General features: G+C 60.9%; 17 protein-coding genes, 1 rRNA gene and 1 riboswitch. Of the genes, 8 read left to right on the plus strand and 10 right to left on the minus strand.

Going from position 1 to position 18,242, the window contains the following annotated elements; translation table 11 throughout:
- Positions 1 to 92: 92 nt before the first annotated feature.
- The 4 genes from AACW87_RS15835 to AACW87_RS15850 all read right to left on the minus strand — a co-directional run bounded on the left by AACW87_RS15835 (position 93) and on the right by AACW87_RS15850 (position 2,643).
- The gene (locus tag AACW87_RS15835; protein WP_010673158.1) at positions 93 to 245 is read right to left on the minus strand and encodes a hypothetical protein; all 153 of its coding nucleotides are present in this window, start codon (positions 243 to 245) and stop codon (positions 93 to 95) included.
- Between the two features lie 36 nt (positions 246 to 281).
- Positions 282 to 1,391, minus strand: coding sequence for an MJ1255/VC2487 family glycosyltransferase (locus tag AACW87_RS15840; RefSeq protein ID WP_043141766.1), 1,110 nt, complete (start codon positions 1,389 to 1,391; stop codon positions 282 to 284).
- Positions 1,388 to 1,891, minus strand: a complete 504-nt coding sequence (locus AACW87_RS15845; protein ID WP_241325507.1) for a phosphatase PAP2 family protein — start codon at positions 1,889 to 1,891, stop codon at positions 1,388 to 1,390. Before AACW87_RS15845 ends, AACW87_RS15840 begins: the two co-directional genes overlap by 4 nt.
- Positions 1,892 to 2,019: 128 nt before the next feature.
- Complete coding sequence (locus AACW87_RS15850) at positions 2,020 to 2,643, minus strand: TetR/AcrR family transcriptional regulator (protein ID WP_042865668.1); 624 nt, start codon at positions 2,641 to 2,643, stop codon at positions 2,020 to 2,022.
- A gap of 407 nt (positions 2,644 to 3,050) precedes the next feature.
- Between AACW87_RS15850 and leuA the strand changes: the two genes are divergently transcribed.
- From leuA to AACW87_RS15875, 5 genes are all read left to right on the plus strand, one after another.
- Positions 3,051 to 4,625, plus strand: a complete 1,575-nt coding sequence (leuA, locus tag AACW87_RS15855) for a 2-isopropylmalate synthase (RefSeq protein ID WP_241325508.1) — start codon at positions 3,051 to 3,053, stop codon at positions 4,623 to 4,625.
- Positions 4,626 to 4,627: 2 nt separating this feature from the next.
- On the plus strand, positions 4,628 to 5,713 hold the full coding sequence (gene leuB, locus AACW87_RS15860) for a 3-isopropylmalate dehydrogenase (protein WP_241325521.1): 1,086 nt from the start codon (positions 4,628 to 4,630) through the stop codon (positions 5,711 to 5,713).
- Between the two features lie 33 nt (positions 5,714 to 5,746).
- Positions 5,747 to 7,144 carry a 3-isopropylmalate dehydratase large subunit gene (gene leuC / locus AACW87_RS15865; RefSeq protein WP_241325509.1) on the plus strand — a complete coding sequence of 466 codons (1,398 nt, stop codon included), beginning with the start codon at positions 5,747 to 5,749 and terminating at the stop codon, positions 7,142 to 7,144.
- 12 nt (positions 7,145 to 7,156) lie between these two features.
- Positions 7,157 to 7,756, plus strand: coding sequence for a 3-isopropylmalate dehydratase small subunit (gene leuD / locus AACW87_RS15870; RefSeq protein ID WP_241325510.1), 600 nt, complete (start codon positions 7,157 to 7,159; stop codon positions 7,754 to 7,756).
- 121 nt (positions 7,757 to 7,877) lie between these two features.
- The gene (locus AACW87_RS15875; protein WP_241325522.1) at positions 7,878 to 8,807 is read left to right on the plus strand and encodes a transglutaminase-like domain-containing protein; all 930 of its coding nucleotides are present in this window, start codon (positions 7,878 to 7,880) and stop codon (positions 8,805 to 8,807) included.
- Between the two features lie 83 nt (positions 8,808 to 8,890).
- On the opposite strand, the gene AACW87_RS15880 is transcribed toward AACW87_RS15875, so the two are convergent.
- Complete coding sequence (locus AACW87_RS15880) at positions 8,891 to 9,181, minus strand: PilZ domain-containing protein (protein ID WP_043141746.1); 291 nt, start codon at positions 9,179 to 9,181, stop codon at positions 8,891 to 8,893.
- Between the two features lie 92 nt (positions 9,182 to 9,273).
- Positions 9,274 to 9,364, plus strand: a riboswitch (TPP riboswitch).
- Between the two features lie 54 nt (positions 9,365 to 9,418).
- On the opposite strand from AACW87_RS15880, the gene thiB reads away from it, so the two are divergent.
- Genes thiB through thiQ form a run of 3 tightly spaced genes read left to right on the plus strand, consistent with a single transcriptional unit; the run spans position 9,419 to position 12,712 of the window.
- Positions 9,419 to 10,399, plus strand: a complete 981-nt coding sequence (gene thiB, locus AACW87_RS15885) for a thiamine ABC transporter substrate binding subunit (protein ID WP_241325511.1) — start codon at positions 9,419 to 9,421, stop codon at positions 10,397 to 10,399.
- Entirely contained in the window at positions 10,396 to 12,018 is a 1,623-nt protein-coding gene (gene thiP / locus AACW87_RS15890; RefSeq protein WP_241325512.1) for a thiamine/thiamine pyrophosphate ABC transporter permease, read from the plus strand. The genes thiB and thiP overlap by 4 nt, the downstream gene beginning before the upstream one ends.
- A complete protein-coding gene (gene thiQ / locus AACW87_RS15895; protein ID WP_241325513.1) occupies positions 12,005 to 12,712 on the plus strand; it encodes a thiamine ABC transporter ATP-binding protein in 708 nt (235 codons plus the stop codon). Before thiP ends, thiQ begins: the two co-directional genes overlap by 14 nt.
- Positions 12,713 to 12,781: 69 nt before the next feature.
- On the opposite strand, the gene AACW87_RS15900 is transcribed toward thiQ, so the two are convergent.
- The 5 genes from AACW87_RS15900 to rrf all read right to left on the minus strand — a co-directional run.
- Positions 12,782 to 14,152: a PhoH family protein gene (locus tag AACW87_RS15900; protein WP_043556002.1), complete on the minus strand. Its 1,371-nt coding sequence runs from the start codon at positions 14,150 to 14,152 to the stop codon at positions 12,782 to 12,784.
- Positions 14,153 to 14,363: 211 nt separating this feature from the next.
- The gene (locus AACW87_RS15905; protein WP_241325514.1) at positions 14,364 to 15,047 is read right to left on the minus strand and encodes a TSCPD domain-containing protein; all 684 of its coding nucleotides are present in this window, start codon (positions 15,045 to 15,047) and stop codon (positions 14,364 to 14,366) included.
- A 9-nt stretch (positions 15,048 to 15,056) separates the two neighbouring features.
- Positions 15,057 to 17,204, minus strand: coding sequence for an adenosylcobalamin-dependent ribonucleoside-diphosphate reductase (locus AACW87_RS15910; protein WP_241325515.1), 2,148 nt, complete (start codon positions 17,202 to 17,204; stop codon positions 15,057 to 15,059).
- 210 nt (positions 17,205 to 17,414) lie between these two features.
- Complete coding sequence (locus AACW87_RS15915; RefSeq protein WP_043141731.1) at positions 17,415 to 17,864, minus strand: pullulanase; 450 nt, start codon at positions 17,862 to 17,864, stop codon at positions 17,415 to 17,417.
- Positions 17,865 to 18,160: 296 nt separating this feature from the next.
- Positions 18,161 to 18,242, minus strand: a 5S ribosomal RNA gene (gene rrf / locus AACW87_RS22640); the annotation flags it as partial.

Below are 18,242 nucleotides of genomic sequence, written 5' to 3' on the forward strand. Positions count from 1 at the left end.
GGGGACTGGCTAGCGGATCATGCTGTCACAACGAGGCAATCTGGAAAAAAATAGCCCACCCCTTGGGATGGGCCGTCGAGCAGAGCACAGACTTACTGTTCGTCTTCCGGCTCTGCCAGCCAGATCTGCTGATCCGGATCCGTCTCTTCGCAGACAGAGATGCTGACCCCCATGTCCAGCAATTCATGCAGGGTCAGGTTGTCTGCCAGGGTCATGGTGTCGCCGTTTTCATTGGTAAAGCGCATGGTGTCCGTCCTCTCCTTGGTGGGATCGCTTTCAGTCTAGTCAAAGGCGCTCACTTGCGATAACCAACTGCTGCTCAACGGGCATCCGCCTTCCAGCTCGCTCAAGCGATCACACACCTCTTCCGGAAACAGGGTGCGAGCCCACAGCCGGCGCGAGAGTTCGGCCACGCTCTCCTTTGCCCCGTCCGCCAGCCAGCCCGCCAGTTCGCCCGCCACATCGGGATAGAGGATCTGGCCCGGGGCCGAGGCATCCAGCCAAGCCCGCACAGCATTGGCATCGAGCGCATCCATCAGCCGGGCCAGCCCCATCAACTCCAGCGTCTTGGCGTTGGTCAGCTGCTCGAACTGTCCTCCCAGCGGCTTGACCAGCAGCTTCTTGCCGAGCGTCAGCGCCTCCGAGGCCAGTTCGAAACCGCCGTTGGTGATGACGCCGCGACAGCCGGCCAGCACCTGCTTGAAGCTTTCCCGCGCCTGCGGCTCGAACGCTATGTTGCGCCACTGGCTGGCACTGCGAATGGCCGGGTGAAAGCAGACGAAGCGCTGCTGGTTGAAGCGCGACAACAGGGCCGCGATGGCTTCGGTCTGCTCAAACGGCAGATAGACCAGGATCTGCTGATTGTCGTGGGCCTGGGCGATGGGATCTATGATGGGCGGCAGCAGCGGCTGGCCGAAGTGAAACCAGTGCAGTCCGAGGGACTGGCGGACCGGGGCGAAGTGGCGCATCAGCTGGCGATTGAAGCCGCTCTCGCCCCAGCGCGGGATCGGCCAGTCGAAGCTGGCCTGATGGCTGATGGTGAGGCTGGGCTTGCCCCAGCGACGGGCGGCATGGGCACTGAGTGGCTCAAAATCGCTGATCACCAAGTCGTAATCGCGGCAATCCAGGGCCCGCATGTCCCGCAAGAAACGCAGGGGCGAGAGGCCTTTGAGGGTACGCCAGCCCGAGATGGCACCCTCGTGGCTGACGAAGGTGATACCGGCAAAGGTACGATAATCGCCAAACTCGGCCATCTCGAAATAGCCGTCGGCGGGGCGACCGCTGAACAGGTAGTCGACCTCAAGCCCACGGGCGCGCAGCGCCCGCGCCAGGGTGCGACTGCGGCTGATGTGACCGTTGCCTGTGCCCTGTACCCCGAATAGTATCCTCATCCCTGACTCCAGCTGAGCGCCAGCAGGGCGCAGCCACCACCGAGCAAGGCACCGGCCACCAGATCGCTCAGGTAGTGCACCCCGAGCAGCAGGCGTGACGCCCCTACCAGTGCGGCCCAGGCAAACAGCAGGGGCGCCCAGAGCGGGAAGCTGGCAGCCATCACTGTCGCCATCAGGAAGGCGGCTGCGGTATGGCCGGAGGGCAAGCTATAACGATCGGAAGGGGTGATGAAGACCGGCAGGCCTGCCGGACGCTGGCGTTTCAGCGCGTTCTTGAGCAGCAGATAGAGCGGCAGTTCGATGGCAAAGGCAAGCAGGGCCACCCCCACCAGCTCACGCTCCGCCTCCCCCTGCCACCAGAGCAGGGCGGCCAGCACGGCGTAGAGCGGGCCGTCACCGGTGCGGGAGATGAGTCGGCTGATCCTGGCCTGCGGTCGGTTGTAGGCGTGGAGCAGGCAGATGCGGCACACCTGCAGGTCCCATTGCTGGATCTTGTTCATAACCCCTCCTTCCCTGAAGTCTCAGTGCAGACTAGGGCGGTGAGGTGACACTTGGTTGACGGTCAGATAACAGATTGATGAAAAAAAGGGCCGAATGGCCCTTTTTTTACGACAAGCGCGGCAAATGATCAGTTCAGGGTGCCGCGCAGGCCACTCTCCATCAGCCGGCAGTTGTGATCCGCCAGACGGGCCATGAAGTGCTCATCCACTGTCAGGCCAAACACCTGCTCGTAGAGATCCTTCATCACGAACGGTTGCCACATCATGCTGAGGAAGGAGATCTTCAGCATCTCGGGATCCAGGTTGTCACCCAGTTCACCGTTGTTCTTCATGGACTCCAGCAAGGCATCGAACTGGGGCAGTTGACGCTCCAGCAGACGATTCAGCACAAAATCCCGACCCGGGCTCTTCTCGGTCGATAATGCGCTGGAGATGGCGGAGGTCAGTTCGCTGTTGGGGGCCATCACCTGATAGTAGGTGTTGAGCAGATCATTCAGACTGCGATTGCCGGTCTCATCATGCCAGGCCTGGTCCAGCGGCTCGGCGACATCGCCCAGCACCGCCTTGTAGAGGCCCTCTTTACTGCCGAAGTAGTAATGGATCATCGCCAGATTGGAGCCAGCCAGCTCGGCGATCTCGCGGGTAGTGACCTTGCTGTAGGGCGTATTGAGAAAACGCTCACGAGCAGCGGAAAGCAACTTGTCACGAATGTCAGAACGCCCGACCGGACGACCAGGTCTACGTTTTTCCATTGAATACCTCAGATAATTCAGCAAAAACTGATAAGTCGATCTGATTGCGCAGGTGATCGAGTACAGCAGGAATGACCAGATAATCGGGCAAGGGCCGAATATGGGACAAGTAAATTTGCACTCCTTTACAATCCGATTAAATAAACCAGCGGATTGAACCTGTGAGTTCGGGTTGACACAGCATAAAAATCTCGATATTGGTAAAAGCGTTATCGACTGGAAGGATTGAGTCATCATGCCTATTGCCGCTCCGCTACTACTACTCTCCCTAATCGCGACCAGTCGCGCGGGATCCTTGTAGCCGGGCTCAGGCATAGCCGGAATTTACAAAAACCCGTGCACCCTGCACGGGTTTTTTTATGCCACCGCAGGATGCACGTCACCGAACTTAGGAAGAGGGAAGTCACATGTCAGATAGGGTCATCATATTCGACACCACCTTGCGTGATGGTGAGCAGGCCCTGGCGGCCAGTTTGACAGTCAAGGAGAAGCTGCAGATAGCCCAGGCGCTGGAGCGGCTCGGTGTCGACATCATGGAGGTGGGATTCCCTGTCTCCTCCCCCGGTGATTTTCAATCGGTGCAGACCATAGCGCGCCACATCAAGAACAGCCGGGTCTGCGCCCTGGCCCGCGCCCTGCCCAAAGACATAGACGCCGCCGGCGAAGCCCTGCGGGTCGCTGAAGCCTTTCGCATCCACACCTTCATCTCCACCTCCTCCATCCATGTGGAGAGCAAGCTCAAGAAGAGCTTCGAGGATGTGCTGGAGATGGGCATCAGCGCCATCAAGCATGCCCGCCGCTACACAGACGATGTGGAGTTCTCCTGCGAAGATGCGGGGCGCACCCCGATTGATAATCTCTGCCGCATGGTCGAGGCCGCCATCAAGGCGGGTGCCCGCACCATCAATATTCCGGACACCGTGGGCTACACGGTACCGACCGAGTTCTCCGGCATCATCCAGACCCTGTTCAACCGGGTACCGAACATAGATCAGGCCATCATCTCGGTGCATTGTCACGACGATCTGGGCCTCTCGGTGGCCAACTCCATCGGCGCCGTGCAGATGGGGGCCCGCCAGATCGAGTGCACCATCAACGGCATAGGTGAACGGGCAGGCAACTGCTCGCTGGAAGAGGTGGCCATGATACTGAAAACCCGCGCAGATCTGCTCGGGGTGCACACCAACATCCGCCACAGTGAAATTCATCGTACCAGCGCCCTGGTCAGCCAGCTCTGCAACATGCCAGTGCAGCCCAACAAGGCCATCGTCGGCGCCAACGCCTTCTCCCACAGCTCCGGCATTCATCAGGACGGCGTGCTCAAGGCGAAAAACACCTATGAAATCATCACCCCCGAGAGCATCGGCCTGACCCAGAACAACCTCAACATGACCTCCCGCTCCGGCCGCCACGTCATCAAGCACAGAATGGAATCCATGGGCTACGCCGAGAGCAGTTACGATCTCGACGACCTCTACGGCAAGTTCCTGACCCTGGCCGACAAGAAGGGGCAGGTGTTCGACTATGACCTCGAAGCGCTGGCCTTCTTCAGCCAGATCCACGAAGAGCCCGAGCACTTCAAGCTGGAGTATCTCGGGGTCCAGAGCGGCAGCTCTGTGATGGCCACCGCCTCGGTGAAATTGAAAGTGGGCCAGGAGACCATCAGCGAAGCGGCCACCGGCAATGGCCCTGTGGACGCCGTCTACCAGTGCATCAATCGCATCACAGGCTACGAGATCCGCATCGACAAATATGAACTCAAGGGCAAGGGCGAAGGCAAGAACGCCCTCGGCCAGGTCGATATAGTCGCCGAATACAAGGGCCGCAAATTCCACGGCATGGGCCTGGCCACCGACATCATAGAGTCCTCGGCCCAGGCGTTGATCCACGTGATCAACAGTATCTGGCGCGCCGATCAGGTAGCCGAACAGATGGAACGCAACGTCACAAAAACAGACAAGATCAATACGGAGAGTGTGTGAGTATGAGCAGTTATCGGATCGCAGTGTTGCCGGGTGACGGCATAGGCCCGGAAGTGATGGCCGAAGCCGTCAAGGTACTGGAAAAGGTGCAGGCCAGATTCGGCTTCGCCCTCGACTATGATCGCCACGACGTCGGTGGCATCGCCATCGACAACCACGGCACCCCGCTGCCACAGAGCACCGTCAAGGGCTGTGAAGCGGCCGATGCCGTGCTGTTCGGCTCGGTCGGCGGCCCCAAGTGGGAGCACCTGCCACCGAACGATCAGCCGGAGCGCGGCGCCCTGCTGCCCCTGCGTGCCCACTTCAAGCTGTTCTGCAACCTGCGTCCGGCCCGCATCTACACAGGTCTGGAGCAATTCTCCCCGCTGCGCGCCGACATCTCGGATCGCGGCTTCGACATCGCCTGCGTGCGCGAGCTGACCGGCGGCATCTACTTCGGCCAGCCCAAGGGGCGTGAAGGTGAAGGGGCGAACGAGAAAGCGTTCGATACCGAGGTGTACCATCGCTTCGAGATAGAGCGCATCGCCAAGATTGCATTCGAATCGGCCCGGGTACGCAAGGCCAAGGTCACCTCCATCGACAAGGCCAACGTGCTCGCCTCCTCCATCCTGTGGCGCGAGGTGGTGACGCAAGTCGCCAAGTCCTACCCGGACGTGGCGCTGAACCACATGTACATAGACAACGCCACCATGCAGCTCATCAAGGATCCGTCCCAGTTCGACGTGCTGCTCTGCTCCAACCTGTTCGGCGACATCCTCTCCGACGAGTGCGCCATGATCACCGGCTCCATGGGGCTGCTCCCCTCCGCCAGCCTGAACGAAGCGGGCTTCGGCCTGTTCGAGCCGGCCGGTGGCTCGGCGCCGGATATCGCAGGCAAGGGCATTGCCAACCCCATAGCCCAGATCCTCTCCGCCGCCCTGATGCTGCGCTACAGCCTGGGCCAGGAAGCCGCCGCCCAGGCCATAGAGCAGGCCGTGGCCCAGACCCTGGCAGAGGGTTACTTCACCGCCGACCTGCATCAGGCCAGCGCCCACCATCCGGTGCAGAGCACGTCCGAGATGGGCAGCCAGATCGCCGCCCGGATCTGAGCCGCACAACAGATAACAAGGAAGAGAGAAGCAATGGCCAAGACCCTCTATCAGAAAGTATTCGACGCCCATGTGGTGCGTGAAGTGTCAGGCGAAACGCCGCTCATCTACATCGATCGTCACCTGGTGCACGAAGTGACCAGCCCGCAGGCATTCGACGGCCTGCGCGCCATGAAGCGCCCGCTGCGTCGCCCGGATCTGACCTGGGCCACCATGGATCACAACGTCTCCACCACCACCAAGGACATAGCCGCCTCCGGCGAGATGGCCCGCATCCAGATGGAGACGCTCGCCGACAACTGCAAAGAATTCGGCGTCCGGCTCTACGATCTGAACCACAAATACCAAGGCATAGTCCACGTGATGGGCCCCGAGCTCGGCATCACCCTGCCCGGCACCACCATAGTCTGCGGTGACTCCCACACAGCCACCCACGGCGCCTTCGGGTCGCTGGCCTTCGGCATCGGCACCTCCGAAGTGGAGCACGTGATGGCGACCCAGACCCTGAAACAGGGCCGCGCCAAGACCATGCGCATTTCGGTCAACGGCAAGCTGGCCGCAGGCATCAGCGCCAAGGACGTGGTGCTGGCCATCATAGGCCGGGTTGGCCATGCCGGTGGTACCGGTTACGTAGTGGAGTTCGCTGGCGAGGCCATTGCGGGCCTCTCCATGGAAGGGCGCATGACGGTGTGCAACATGGCCATAGAGCTGGGTGCCAAGGCTGGCATGATAGCCCCCGACCAGCTCACCATCGACTACATCCGTGGCAAGGAGTTCGCCCCCAAGGGCGAGTCACTGGAACAGGCCATCGCCTACTGGCAGAGCCTCAAGAGCGACGAAGGCGCCCGCTTCGACGCCGAAGTGGTGCTCGACGCCGCCGACATAGCGCCGCAGGTGACCTGGGGCACCAACCCGGGGCAGGTGATCGCCGTCAATGAACCCATACCTGCACCGGAATCCTTCGCCGATCCGATGGAGCAGCAGTCCGCCCGCAAGGCGCTGGCCTACATGGACTTGCAGCCGGGCCAGAAGCTCACCGATGTCGCCATCGACAAGGTGTTCATCGGTTCCTGCACCAACAGCCGCATCGAGGATCTGCGCGCCGCCGCCGCCATCGCCCGTGGCCGCAAGGTGGCCGCCGGGGTACAGGCCCTGGTAGTGCCAGGTTCCGAACAGGTCAAGGCCCAGGCCGAGGCCGAGGGACTGGACAAGATCTTCCTCGACGCAGGCTTTGAGTGGCGCCTGCCGGGTTGCTCCATGTGTCTGGCCATGAACAATGACCGGCTGCAACCGGGGGAGCGCTGCGCCTCCACCAGCAACCGCAACTTCGAAGGGCGCCAGGGCCGTGCCGGCCGCACCCATCTGGTGAGCCCGGCCATGGCCGCCGCCGCCGCCGTCACCGGCCGCTTCGCCGACATTCGCGCACTGTAAGAGGAGATAGCGATGACAGGATTCAAACAGCATAAAGGGATCGTCGTCCCCCTCGACAGCGTCAACGTCGACACCGACGCCATCATTCCCAAGCAGTTCCTGCAGAAGGTGAACCGCATCGGTTTTGGCAAGCACCTGTTCCACGATTGGCGCTTCCTGGACGATGCCGGCCAGCAGCCCAACCCCGAGTTTGTGCTGAACCAGCCGCGCTATGCCGGTGCCAGTATCCTGCTGGCCCGGGAAAACTTTGGCTGCGGCTCGAGCCGCGAGCACGCCCCCTGGGCGCTGGCGGATTATGGCTTCAAGACCCTGATAGCGCCGAGCTTTGCCGACATCTTCTACGGCAACGCCATCAACAACGGTCTGGTGCCGGTGCGCCTGAAAGAGGAAGAGGTGGAGGCGCTGTTCCAGCTGGTTGCCGCCCACCCAGGCCTGCAGATCGAGGTGGATCTGGAGGCCAACCTGGTGCGTGCCGGTGAGCTCAGCTTCGGCTTCGAGATCGACGAGTTTCGCCGCTACTGCCTGCTCAACGGGCTGGATGCCATCGGCCTGACCCTGCAGCACGAAGCGGCCATCAGCGCCTTCGAAGCCAAGCAACCGAGCTGGATTTGACACGCCAGCGGCAATAAAACGAGTAGAATCAACAGGGAGCCTTGGCTCCCTGTTTTATTGTCCGGCCACGCCACCCACCATGCATGGCTGGCCATCACGGCGCCACGGAGAGAAAACCTTGATGAAGAGAACGAGCGGCATCCTCCTGCTCTGCTGCCTGTGGTTCACGCTTCCGGCCAGCGCCGGGCAGACCTATTTCAACAGCCACGGCGGTCAGCTCAACGTCGGCTGGCAGGACAAGGATGGCAAGGCGCAGCAGCTCACCTACCGGCTGGAGCCGGGCAAGTTGCCGCCGCTCATCGCCTATAGACCAGCGCGAATGCAGGAGGAGGTGTTGCAGAGCCTGTTGCAACAGGCCGCTACCGAATTCCCCGCCGTGCAGATCGCCCTCTCCCGTCCCGACATGGAGCTCAAGATCAAGGGGCGCCAGCCCGACCAGGTCAACAAGGCACTGGCCTGGCTCACCCAGCAACGTGACAAGCTGGAATCCGAGTGGCTCAAGCAGCACTACTTCCAGCCCTTCACCCCGCCCGATGGCGTGCCTGCCATCAAGCAGGATCATGTGCGCATTGCGCTGGAGAGCCGGACCGAGCTGGCCCCGCTGGCCGATCAGCTCAAACAGGCGGGCACCACAGAGACGGAGGCCCGCCAGAAGACGGTGGCCCATATGCTCGGCTTCATCCAGGCCATCCCCTATCAGCTGCTCGACAGCCAGTCGGGGCGCTCGGGCAAGGGCTTCCTCAGCCCGCGTCAGGTGCTGGAGCAGAACCGGGGGGATTGCGACAGCAAGGTGACCCTGATGGCGGCCATGCTGGCCCAGCTCTTTCCCGAGCTGAAACAGGCCATGGTGTTCGTGCCGGGGCATGCCCTGCTGGGGGTGGCCCTGCCGGCCAAGCCGGGTGAGGCGACCCTGAGCTGGGAGGGCGAAACCTACCTGCTGATGGAGCCGACCGGCCCGGGTCAGTTTGCCATGGGCCGGATCGCATCGACTAGCCAGACGCTGGTTGATAGCAAGCAGTTGAGCGTGCAGCCGGTGCAGGCCAGGGAGTGACACTCGGGCTAAATGACAACACCCAAAATGACACAAGCCAGCGAACTGCTGGCCTGTGGTAGACGGTGGGTTCTGTTGTTGATTCAGGCCTGGGATTGAAACTCGATGGCCAGCAGCAGGCCCTCTTCCTCTTCCAGCACCCGAATGATGCGGGCCTGGGCCTCGAACGGCGGCAGCAGGTTGTTGTTGGTGGCCAGGCTCACCCGGATGGGCTGGCTCACATCGAGCCGATGCTCGGCGACGGCGATCCCCATGCCATTGGCGCTGAGATCCCGACAGATCCCCTCCAGCACCTGCTGTTGCTGGACGACGGTGACGGGGGCGTTGATTATCATGCGCTGGAAGGCGCGTCTTTCCTTGGTACTGGTGATCACGCGAACATCCTCTGTTGTGCTGACGCCATCTCGGTGGCCCGCAGGAACAATTGTGCTGGCCTCCCCCCAAGAACGTTAATACAATGCGGTTCGTTTCTCAAACGGGGTGCGGTTTACCGCTGAGATTATACCCGTGTACCTGATCCAGATAATGCTGGCGGAGGAATTTGAGGCATGGCGCTCATTTTTTGCGCCCTCATCCGCTGGCACCTCATCATTAACAGGGAGTGCCACTTGATGAAAACCCTGCTGCTGGTTGCCACCAGCCTGCTCAGTACCCAGGCCTTCGCGGCCGACACCCTCACCGTCTATACCTACAGCTCCTTCACCGCCGAATGGGGACCCGGTCCCAAGATCAAGCAGGCGTTCGAGAAAGAGTGCGGTTGCAACCTCAACCTTGTGGCGCTGGAAGATGGCGTCGCCATCCTCAACCGGCTGCGGCTGGAAGGCAAGCACAGCAAGGCCGATCTGGTGCTGGGGCTGGATGATGCCCTCATCAGCGAAGCCAAGCAGAGCGGCCTGTTCGCCCCGCACACCACCAGACTGGATGGCATCAAGGTGCCGGGCGGCTGGCAGGATGACACCTTCGTCCCCTATGACTACGGCTACTTCGCCTTCGTCTACAACAAGGACAAACTCAAAGCGCCCCCCAAGAGCCTGAAAGAGCTGGTAGAACGCCCGGATCTCAAGGTGATCTATCAGGATCCGCGCACCTCCACACCGGGTCAGGGGCTGATGCTGTGGATGAAGTCGGTCTACGGGAATGAGGCGCCGGCAGCCTGGGCTGAGCTTGCCAAGAAGACGGTCACTGTCACCAAGGGCTGGTCCGAAGCCTATGGCATGTTCCTCGATGGGGAAGCGGACATGGTGCTCTCCTACACCAGCTCCCCCGCCTATCACCTGATCGCCGAGAACAAGCCCCAGTATCAGGCCGCCGCCTTCGAGGAGGGTCACTACCGTCAGGTGGAAGTGGCTGCCAAGCTGAAAAGCGCCAAACAGGGCAAGCTGGCCGACCAGTTTCTGCAGTTCATGATAAGCCCCGCCTTCCAGCAGGAGATCCCTGCCGGCAACTGGATGTATCCGGTGACAGATGCACCGCTGCCCAAGGGCTTCGAGCAGATGATCACAGTCAGCAAGCCGCTGAGTTTCACCAGCGATGAGGTGGCCGCCAATCGCAAGAACTGGATCCGCGAGTGGCTGCAAGCCGTCACCCAGTGAGCAGTCTCTTCGTAAAACCACAGGTTCGCCCCCTCTGGTGGCTGCCGGGTAGTGCAGCCACCCTGTTGATCCTGCTGTTATCCTTAGGGCCGCTCGTCGCCCTGCTGTGGCAGGCCGGTTCGCTGGCCCCCCGCACCCTGCTGGCGGACCCTTACCTGCGCCATGTGTTGGGCTTCAGCCTGGGGCAGGCGCTGCTCTCCACCCTGCTGAGCCTGGGGCTCGCCATTCCGGTGGCAAGAGCCTTGGCGCGGCGCCGCTTCATCGGTCGACGCCTGCTGCTCAAGCTGTTTGGCCTCTCGCTGGTGCTGCCGGTCATCATCGCCATCTTCGGCATAGTGGCGGTGCACGGCAAACAGGGCTGGCTCTCGCAGCTGCTGCGCGGCTTGGGGCTGGATCCCGGCAACTACCTGTACGGCCTGTTTGGCATACTGCTGGCCCACGTCTTCTTCAACATGCCGCTGGCGGCGCGCCTCATGCTGCAGAGCATAGAGAGCATACCGGAATCGAGCTGGCGTCTCGCCAGTCAGCTGGGCATGCGCTCTTCCCATATTTTCCGGCTGCTGGAGTGGCCGCTCCTTCGCGGCATACTGCCGGGACTTGCCAGCCTCATCTTCATGCTCTGCTTCACCAGCTTCACCACTGTGCTGGCGCTCGGCGGTGGCCCCAGGTCCACCACGCTGGAGGTGGCCGTCTACCAGGCGCTGCGCTTTGATTTTGACCTCGCCACCGCCGGCGGCCTAGCGCTGGTACAGCTGATCCTGACCGCTACCCTGCTCCTGCTGCAACACAAGCTGCAGACCACACCGGCCAGCCGGATCAGCAGCCATCGCCCCTGTCTACGACCGGATCGCCATCAGCCGGGGGCAGGCCTGGTAGATGCAGTGGCGCTCTGCACCGGGCTCGCCGTCTTCCTGCCCCCCCAGCTGGCGATCCTGGTGGCCGGTTTCAATCCCGGCCTGCTGACGGCGCTGGCCTCGGCGCAGCTGTGGCAGGCCAGCGGCCAGTCGCTGCTGATCGCGCTGGCGGCGGGTACCCTTGCCACCCTGCTCGGCAGCGGCCTGCTGCTCACCAGCCGTCATCTCAAGGTTCGTACCCGTCAGCGGCGGGCGGCGGCCATGTGGGAGGCCAGCGGCTCCATGATCCTGATGATACCGGCGGTCGTGCTGAGCACAGGCCTCTTCATCATGTTCATGCCCTTTACCGATGTGTTCGCACTGGGGCCCTGGCTGGTGGTGCTGGTCAACGCCCTGATGGCGTTGCCCTATGTGCTGCGCACCCTCTCAGCTCCCATGCAGCTGGTGGTGCGCCAGTACGATAGACTGGCCGACAGCCTGGGGGTGCGCGGGCTGCATCGCCTGCGGCTGGTGGAGTGGCCCCTGCTGCGCCGCCCGCTGGCTCTGGCGATGGCGCTCTCCATGATCCTCTCGCTCGGGGATCTCGGTGCCATCGCCATGTTCGGCAGTCAGGAGCTCACCACCCTGCCCTGGCTGCTCTATCAGCAGCTCGGCAGTTACCGGCTGACCGAGGCGGCCGCCACCGCCCTGCTGCTGCTCATTCTCTGTTTTTCCCTGTTCTGGCTGGTAGAACGCGGGCTTGGAGGAAAAAATGCTGAACATTGATGGGCTGGTCACCAGCTACCCCGATTGGCGAGTCAGCTTCAGCGCGACCCTGCCCAAGGGAGAGATCACTGCGCTGATAGGGCCAAGCGGGGCGGGCAAGTCCACCCTGCTCGGCATGATCGCCGGTTTCGTGCCGGTAGAGTCCGGCACCCTCAGCTTCGATGGGGAAGATCTGCTGCCGCTGGGGCCTGCCGAGCGGCCGGTGACCACCCTGTTTCAGGATCACAACCTGTTCCTGCACCTGTCGGTGTTCGACAACATCGCCATCGGCCTGCATCCGGGCCTGCGTCTGAGCCCGGCTCAGCGGGCACAGGTGAAACAGGCCGCAGAGCGGGTCGGCCTTGGCGACATGCTGGCGCGGCTGCCGGAGCAGCTCTCCGGCGGCCAGCAACAACGGGTCGGGCTGGCGCGAGCCCTGGTGCGTGGCAAGCCCTTGCTGCTGCTGGATGAGCCTTTCTCGGCGCTCGATCCCGCCCTGCGCCGGGAGATGCTGGCGGAAGTGGCCCGCCTCGCCTGCGAGCAGGGCATCACAGTGCTGATGGTCTCTCACAACCCGGAGGATGCCCAGCTCATCGCCGACCAGGTGCTCTTCATCGACGAGGGGCGCATCGCCCTGCAGGGCAAACCCGACATACTGCAAAACAGCGATCACCCCGGCCTGCTGCGCTACCTTGGGCACACGCAAGGGTCATGACCGGCGACGGGATCAAAAAAGGGGAAGCCGCTTGGCTTCCCCTTTTTCATATGAAGACAGTCAGTTAAATCAGAGATTTTCCTCGGCGAAGGAGGCGAGCTTGCTGCGCACCACCCCGTTCAGGAAGATGTTGGCACTGCCGTCGAAATCCTTGAAACGCTCGACTATGTAGGTCAGACCCGAGGTCACTGGGCTCAGGTAGTTGGAGTCGATCTGGGCCAGGTTGCCGGAGCAGACTATCTTGGTGCCCTCGCCGCAACGGGTGATGATGGTCTTGATCTGGGACGCGGTCAGGTTCTGGCACTCGTCCAGCAGCACAAAGGTGTTCTGGATGCTGCGCCCACGCATGAAGTTGACCGATTTGAACTGGATATTGGCCTTCTCCATGATATAGCTCAGCGAGCCGCTCATGTTCTCGTCCTGCTTGTGCAGCACCTCCAGGGTATCTGTCACCGCCGCCAGCCAGGGCATCATCTTCTCTTCTTCGGTGCCGGGCAGGAAGCCAATGCTCTCGGCGATTTCCGGGGTGTTGCGGGTGACGATGACTTTCTCGTAAATCCCCTTCTCAATCACCAATTCCAGTGCCGCCGCCATGGCCAGCAAGGTCTTGCCGCAACCGGCCGGGCCAGTCAGGATCACCAGATCGATGTGCGGATCGAGCAGGGCATCCAGCGCCATACCCTGATAGACGTTCTTGGGATGGACGCCCCAGGCCTTGCGCGACATCAACCGCTCGCGGCCCAGATCCTTGATGCGGATCTTGTGGCCATCGTTGCTCAATACCCTGGCGGCGAAGAAGTTCTCCTCGTCGAGCAGGTACTGGTTGACGTGAACCCCCTCCAGCAAGTTCGAGTCGATCACATGGACGGTATCGCGGCCATGGGTCTCGCTGTCACACTCGCCGACCCGCTCCCAGAAGCTGCCGGGCACCACCTGGAAGCCTTTGGCCAGCAGACGGATATCGTCGATCAGCTGGTCGCTACGGTAGTCTTCAACGTGCGCCAACCCGGCCCCCTTGGCCTTGAGGCGCATGTTGATGTCCTTGGTGACCAGCACCACCTGGCGTTTCATCTCATGCTTTTGCAGATAGAGGGCCGCGTTGATGATGCGGTTGTCGGCCTCCTTGTCGGTGAACACCTCGGCATCCTGGGGCAGATGGTGGTCACTGAAGATACAGATATTGCCGCTCGCCTCACCCGCCAGCGGTACGCCCTGGGTGATCTGCTCCGGCGTTGCATCGCGGAACACGTCTTCCAGCGCACGAATGGCCACCCGCGCGTCGCGGCTGACATCCTTGTGGCGATCCTTGATGTTGTCGAGCTCTTCCAGCACCGTCATGGGGATGAGCACGTCGTGCTCTTTGAAGGAGTAGATGGCGAGGGGTTCGTGAAGCAGAACGTTGGTATCCAGGATAAACAGCTTTCGGTCCGTATTGTCCATAAGCATCCTCCTTGGCACTGAAGGTGCCACGTGTGTGAATCTCAGATGTCATTGAAACCACACGAGCGTGACAGTTTTATTATCCCCAACGCTACGCCCGATTTTACCATCACGCAACAAATCGCTTGAGCGGCAGAATCGTTCGAACAGAAAAGCATCAATAAAAAAGACCGGCTCTGTGGCCGGTCTTGTTCAAGTGCTCGGTGGCTTGTCAGCCACACTTGGAGTCACCGCAGTTGAGACAGGTCATGCAGCCATCCTTTTGCACCAGCGCCTTGGTATTGCACTTGTAGCAGAGTGCCGCACTGGCCGGGAAACCACTGCCTGACTGCTGGGCGTCAGCCTCCTGTTCGACCTGCATCTGTGCCTGCTTCTCGGCCAGAAACGCCTGCTGATGCTCATCCAGCCCCGGCAGCGTGATCATGCCGATCTCGGTGAGATGGGTCTCGATCACGTTGCCAATTTCGGCGATAAGGGAGGGAACATACTTGCCCTTGTTCCAATAGCCGCCCTTGGGATCGAACACGGATCTCAGCTCCTCCACCAAGAAGGTGACATCCCCCCCCTTGCGAAACACGGCTGAGATGATGCGGGTCAGCGCCACTATCCACTGGTAGTGTTCCAGACTCTTGGAGTTGATGAAAATCTCGAACGGGCGGCGGGTCTCGTGAACCGTGCCCTCATTGAGAATGATGTCGTTGATGGTGATGAACAGCGAGTGCTCGGAGACATGCTCCGGCGTCTTCAGCTTGTAGGTGGTGCCCATCAGCCGCTCCGGGCGCAGCACCGTCTCGTGCATGTGCACCACGTCATCCTGCGGGGCCAGATCTTCCTGCGGCTCATCCCGGGTTTTCACCTTGTAGGCGACGATTTTCTTGTCGATCTTCTTGACCATAATCTGTTCTCAGAATTTACCGTAATAGCCTTCTTTCAAGGCGTCATAAAGGTTGGCGGCGGTATGCAGCTCGCCATCGTATTCGATCTCTTCGTTACCCTTGACGGAGATGACGGAGCCATCCTCCAGGGTGAACTCGTACTGAGTGTTCTCCAGATCCTTCTCCTTCACCAGCACGCCCTGGAAGGCCCCAGGGTTGAAGCGGAAGGTGGTGCAGCCCTTGAGCCCCGAGTCCGAGGCATACATGTAGATGTCCTTGAACTGCTCGAACGGAAAATCGGTCGGCACGTTGGCCGTCTTGGAGATGGACGAATCTATCCAACGCTGGGCCGCGGCCTGAATGTCCACGTGCTGGGCCGGACTGATGTCGTCGGCCGTGATGAAGTAGTCAGGCAGGCGGCTTGCTTCGTCCTCCGAGTAAGGCATGGCGCCGGCGTTCACCAGCTCGCGGTAGGCGAGCAGCTCGAACGAGTAGACATCCACGCTCTCCTTGCTCTTCTTGCCTGGCTTGATGACGTTGCGGCTGTAGTGATGGGCAAAGCTCGGCTCGATACCGTTGCTGGCGTTGTTGGCCAGCGACAGGGAGATGGTGCCGGTCGGCGCTATGCTGCTGTGGTGGGTGAAGCGACCACCCACCTCGGCCAGTTCGGCCACCAGGGCGGGATCCACCTCGGCCACCTGCTGCATGTAGCGGCTGTAGCGCGCATGCAGCACCTTGCCCTTCACCTTGTCACCCAGCTTGATGCCATCGGCCGCCATCTCGGGCCGCAGTCGCAGCATCTTGCCGGTCACCTCGAACTCCTGCTCCATGATGGGAGCCGAGCCCTTCTCCCTGGCCAGACGCAGGGACTCCTGCCAGCCGGTCATGGCCAGCTCCTGAGATACCTGCTCGGTGAAGGCGACGGAAGCCGCAGAGCCATATTTTATCTGCAGCATGGTGAGGGTCGAGCCGAGGCCGAGGAAGCCCATGCCGTGACGGCGCTTGGCTGTGATCTCCTCGCGCTGCTTGGGCAAAGGCAGCTTGTTGATCTCCACCACGTTGTCCAGCATGCGGGTGAAGATGGCCACCACCTTGCGAAACGCCTGCCAGTCGAAGGCAGCCCGCTCGGTAAAGGGGTCGCGCACAAACTGGGTCAGATTGACTGAGCCCAGCAGACAGGCGCCATAAGGGGGCAAGGGCTGTTCACCGCAGGGGTTGGTGGCGCGGATCTCTTCGCAGAACCAGTTGTTGTTCATCTGGTTGACCTTGTCGATCAGGATGAAACCGGGCTCCGCATAGTCGTAGGTGGAAGTCATGATGACGTTCCACAGCTTGCGGGCAGGCAGGGTCTTGTAGACCTTGCAGGCGACCTGCCCCAGCGCGTTGATGACCACCCCTTCCTTGTTGGGCCAGTCGGCCCAGAACACCACTTCGGGATCGTCCAGCGCAATACCGTCCTGCTCCACCTCTTTGGCCGTGTAGGGGAAGATAAGCTGCCAGAGAGCATCCGCCTTCACCGCCTTGACGAAATCCTCGGTGATCAGCAGAGAGAGGTTGAACTGACGCAAGCGGCCATCTTCGCGCTTGGCCTGGATGAATTCGATCACATCGGGATGACGGATATCCATGGTGCCCATCTGGGCGCCACGGCGACCACCGGCTGACGAGACGGTGAAACACATCTTGTCATAGATATCCATGAAGGAGAGCGGGCCCGAGGTATAGGCACCAGCACCCGAGACGAAGGCGCCACGCGGGCGCAGGGTCGAGAAATCATAACCGATGCCGCAGCCCGCCTTTAGAGTCAGGCCGGCCTCGTGCACCTTGCCGAGAATGTCATCCATCGAATCTTCGATGGTGCCGGAGACGGTGCAGTTGATGGTCGAGGTCGCCGGCTTGTGCTCGAAGGCACCCGCATTGGAGGTGATACGCCCCGCCGGGATGGCGCCGTTGCGCAGCGCCCACAGGAAGGGCTCATACCAGGCATCAGGCTCCAACTCCTGCTCGGCCAGGGCGCGGGCAACCCGCTGGTAGGTCTCGTCGATGGAGCCATCTATAGGAGCCCCATCCTTGCTCTTGAGACGATACTTGCTGTCCCAGATCTCGAGGGACGTTTCCTGCAGGGGGATGAGGCGGGAGCCGAGTTCACTCTCCTGCACCGGGTTGGATTTAGCCATTTTCAATCAACCTTATGTGAATGCATCAACGTCATGACAGCGACAAAAACACAACCAATAGTGACACCTATAAAAAATAACACAATATATAGTACACCTACTGCCATGAGGGCGCCGATTCTATCCTAAAAAAATGCCCCGGCCAGCAGGTTTCTGGGCCGAGGCATTTAACTGATTCATTTCCTGAAAGATTTAGCGATCAGGAGGCACTCAGGGTTTCTTGACGTACACGGTAGGCGTCTCGCCAGCCATATTCAGATAAAACTCGTAGACCCCATCCGCATCCGGCGAGAACTTCATATCCTCATACTTGGAGCAGGGGTTGACCGGCACGGCTTCTCCACCCAACACGGCGACACCGTCACTCGGGCTCTTGTAACCGAAGTTGGTGCCACAGCTCCAGCCGGAGTCGGCAAACTTGAACTTGTAGGGGGCCCACTCTTTCTTGAGCGTGCCTTTGGCCATGTAGAGCTTGTCAGCGACCTTGACCACCTTGCTCGCATCGGTTGCCATCCAGTCGTTCATCTCCCCACGCAGGTAGATGGACTTGCCACCGAAATCGCTGTTGTCTGCCGCCTGTTCTGCACCACCATGGGATGCGCAACCGCCTAATACCAGGGTTCCCGCCGCCAGCATCATCGTTACTGTTCTTTTGAACATGTGTCCATTCCTCAAATTATTGTGATTCCTTGGCCCATCGAACGTGAGCAGACGAATTAAAGCAGAGCGGGCATCACAAGAAAGGTAGAGGCATCACATTCTGTGCTTTTTATATTCAGACAAGCGACATGGACGGGGATATATCACGCTGGATGGCGCAGCCATCCGGAACAAAGCGGGGAAAAATAAACGAGTGAGGGGTCAGAAGGAAAGCATCGCCTGGCCATTGCAACCCGGCGCTTGAATATCAGGCAATAAAAAAGCCCGCTCATCTGAGCGGGCTTTCAATGTTGGGTGCCTGGCAGTGTCCTACTCTCGCATGGCGAATGCCACACTACCATCGGCGCTACCGCGTTTCACTTCTGAGTTCGGCATGGG

Origin of the sequence: Aeromonas sp. MR7 (assembly GCF_963899385.1) — a bacterium.
Taxonomy (GTDB): domain Bacteria; phylum Pseudomonadota; class Gammaproteobacteria; order Enterobacterales; family Aeromonadaceae; genus Aeromonas; species Aeromonas bestiarum.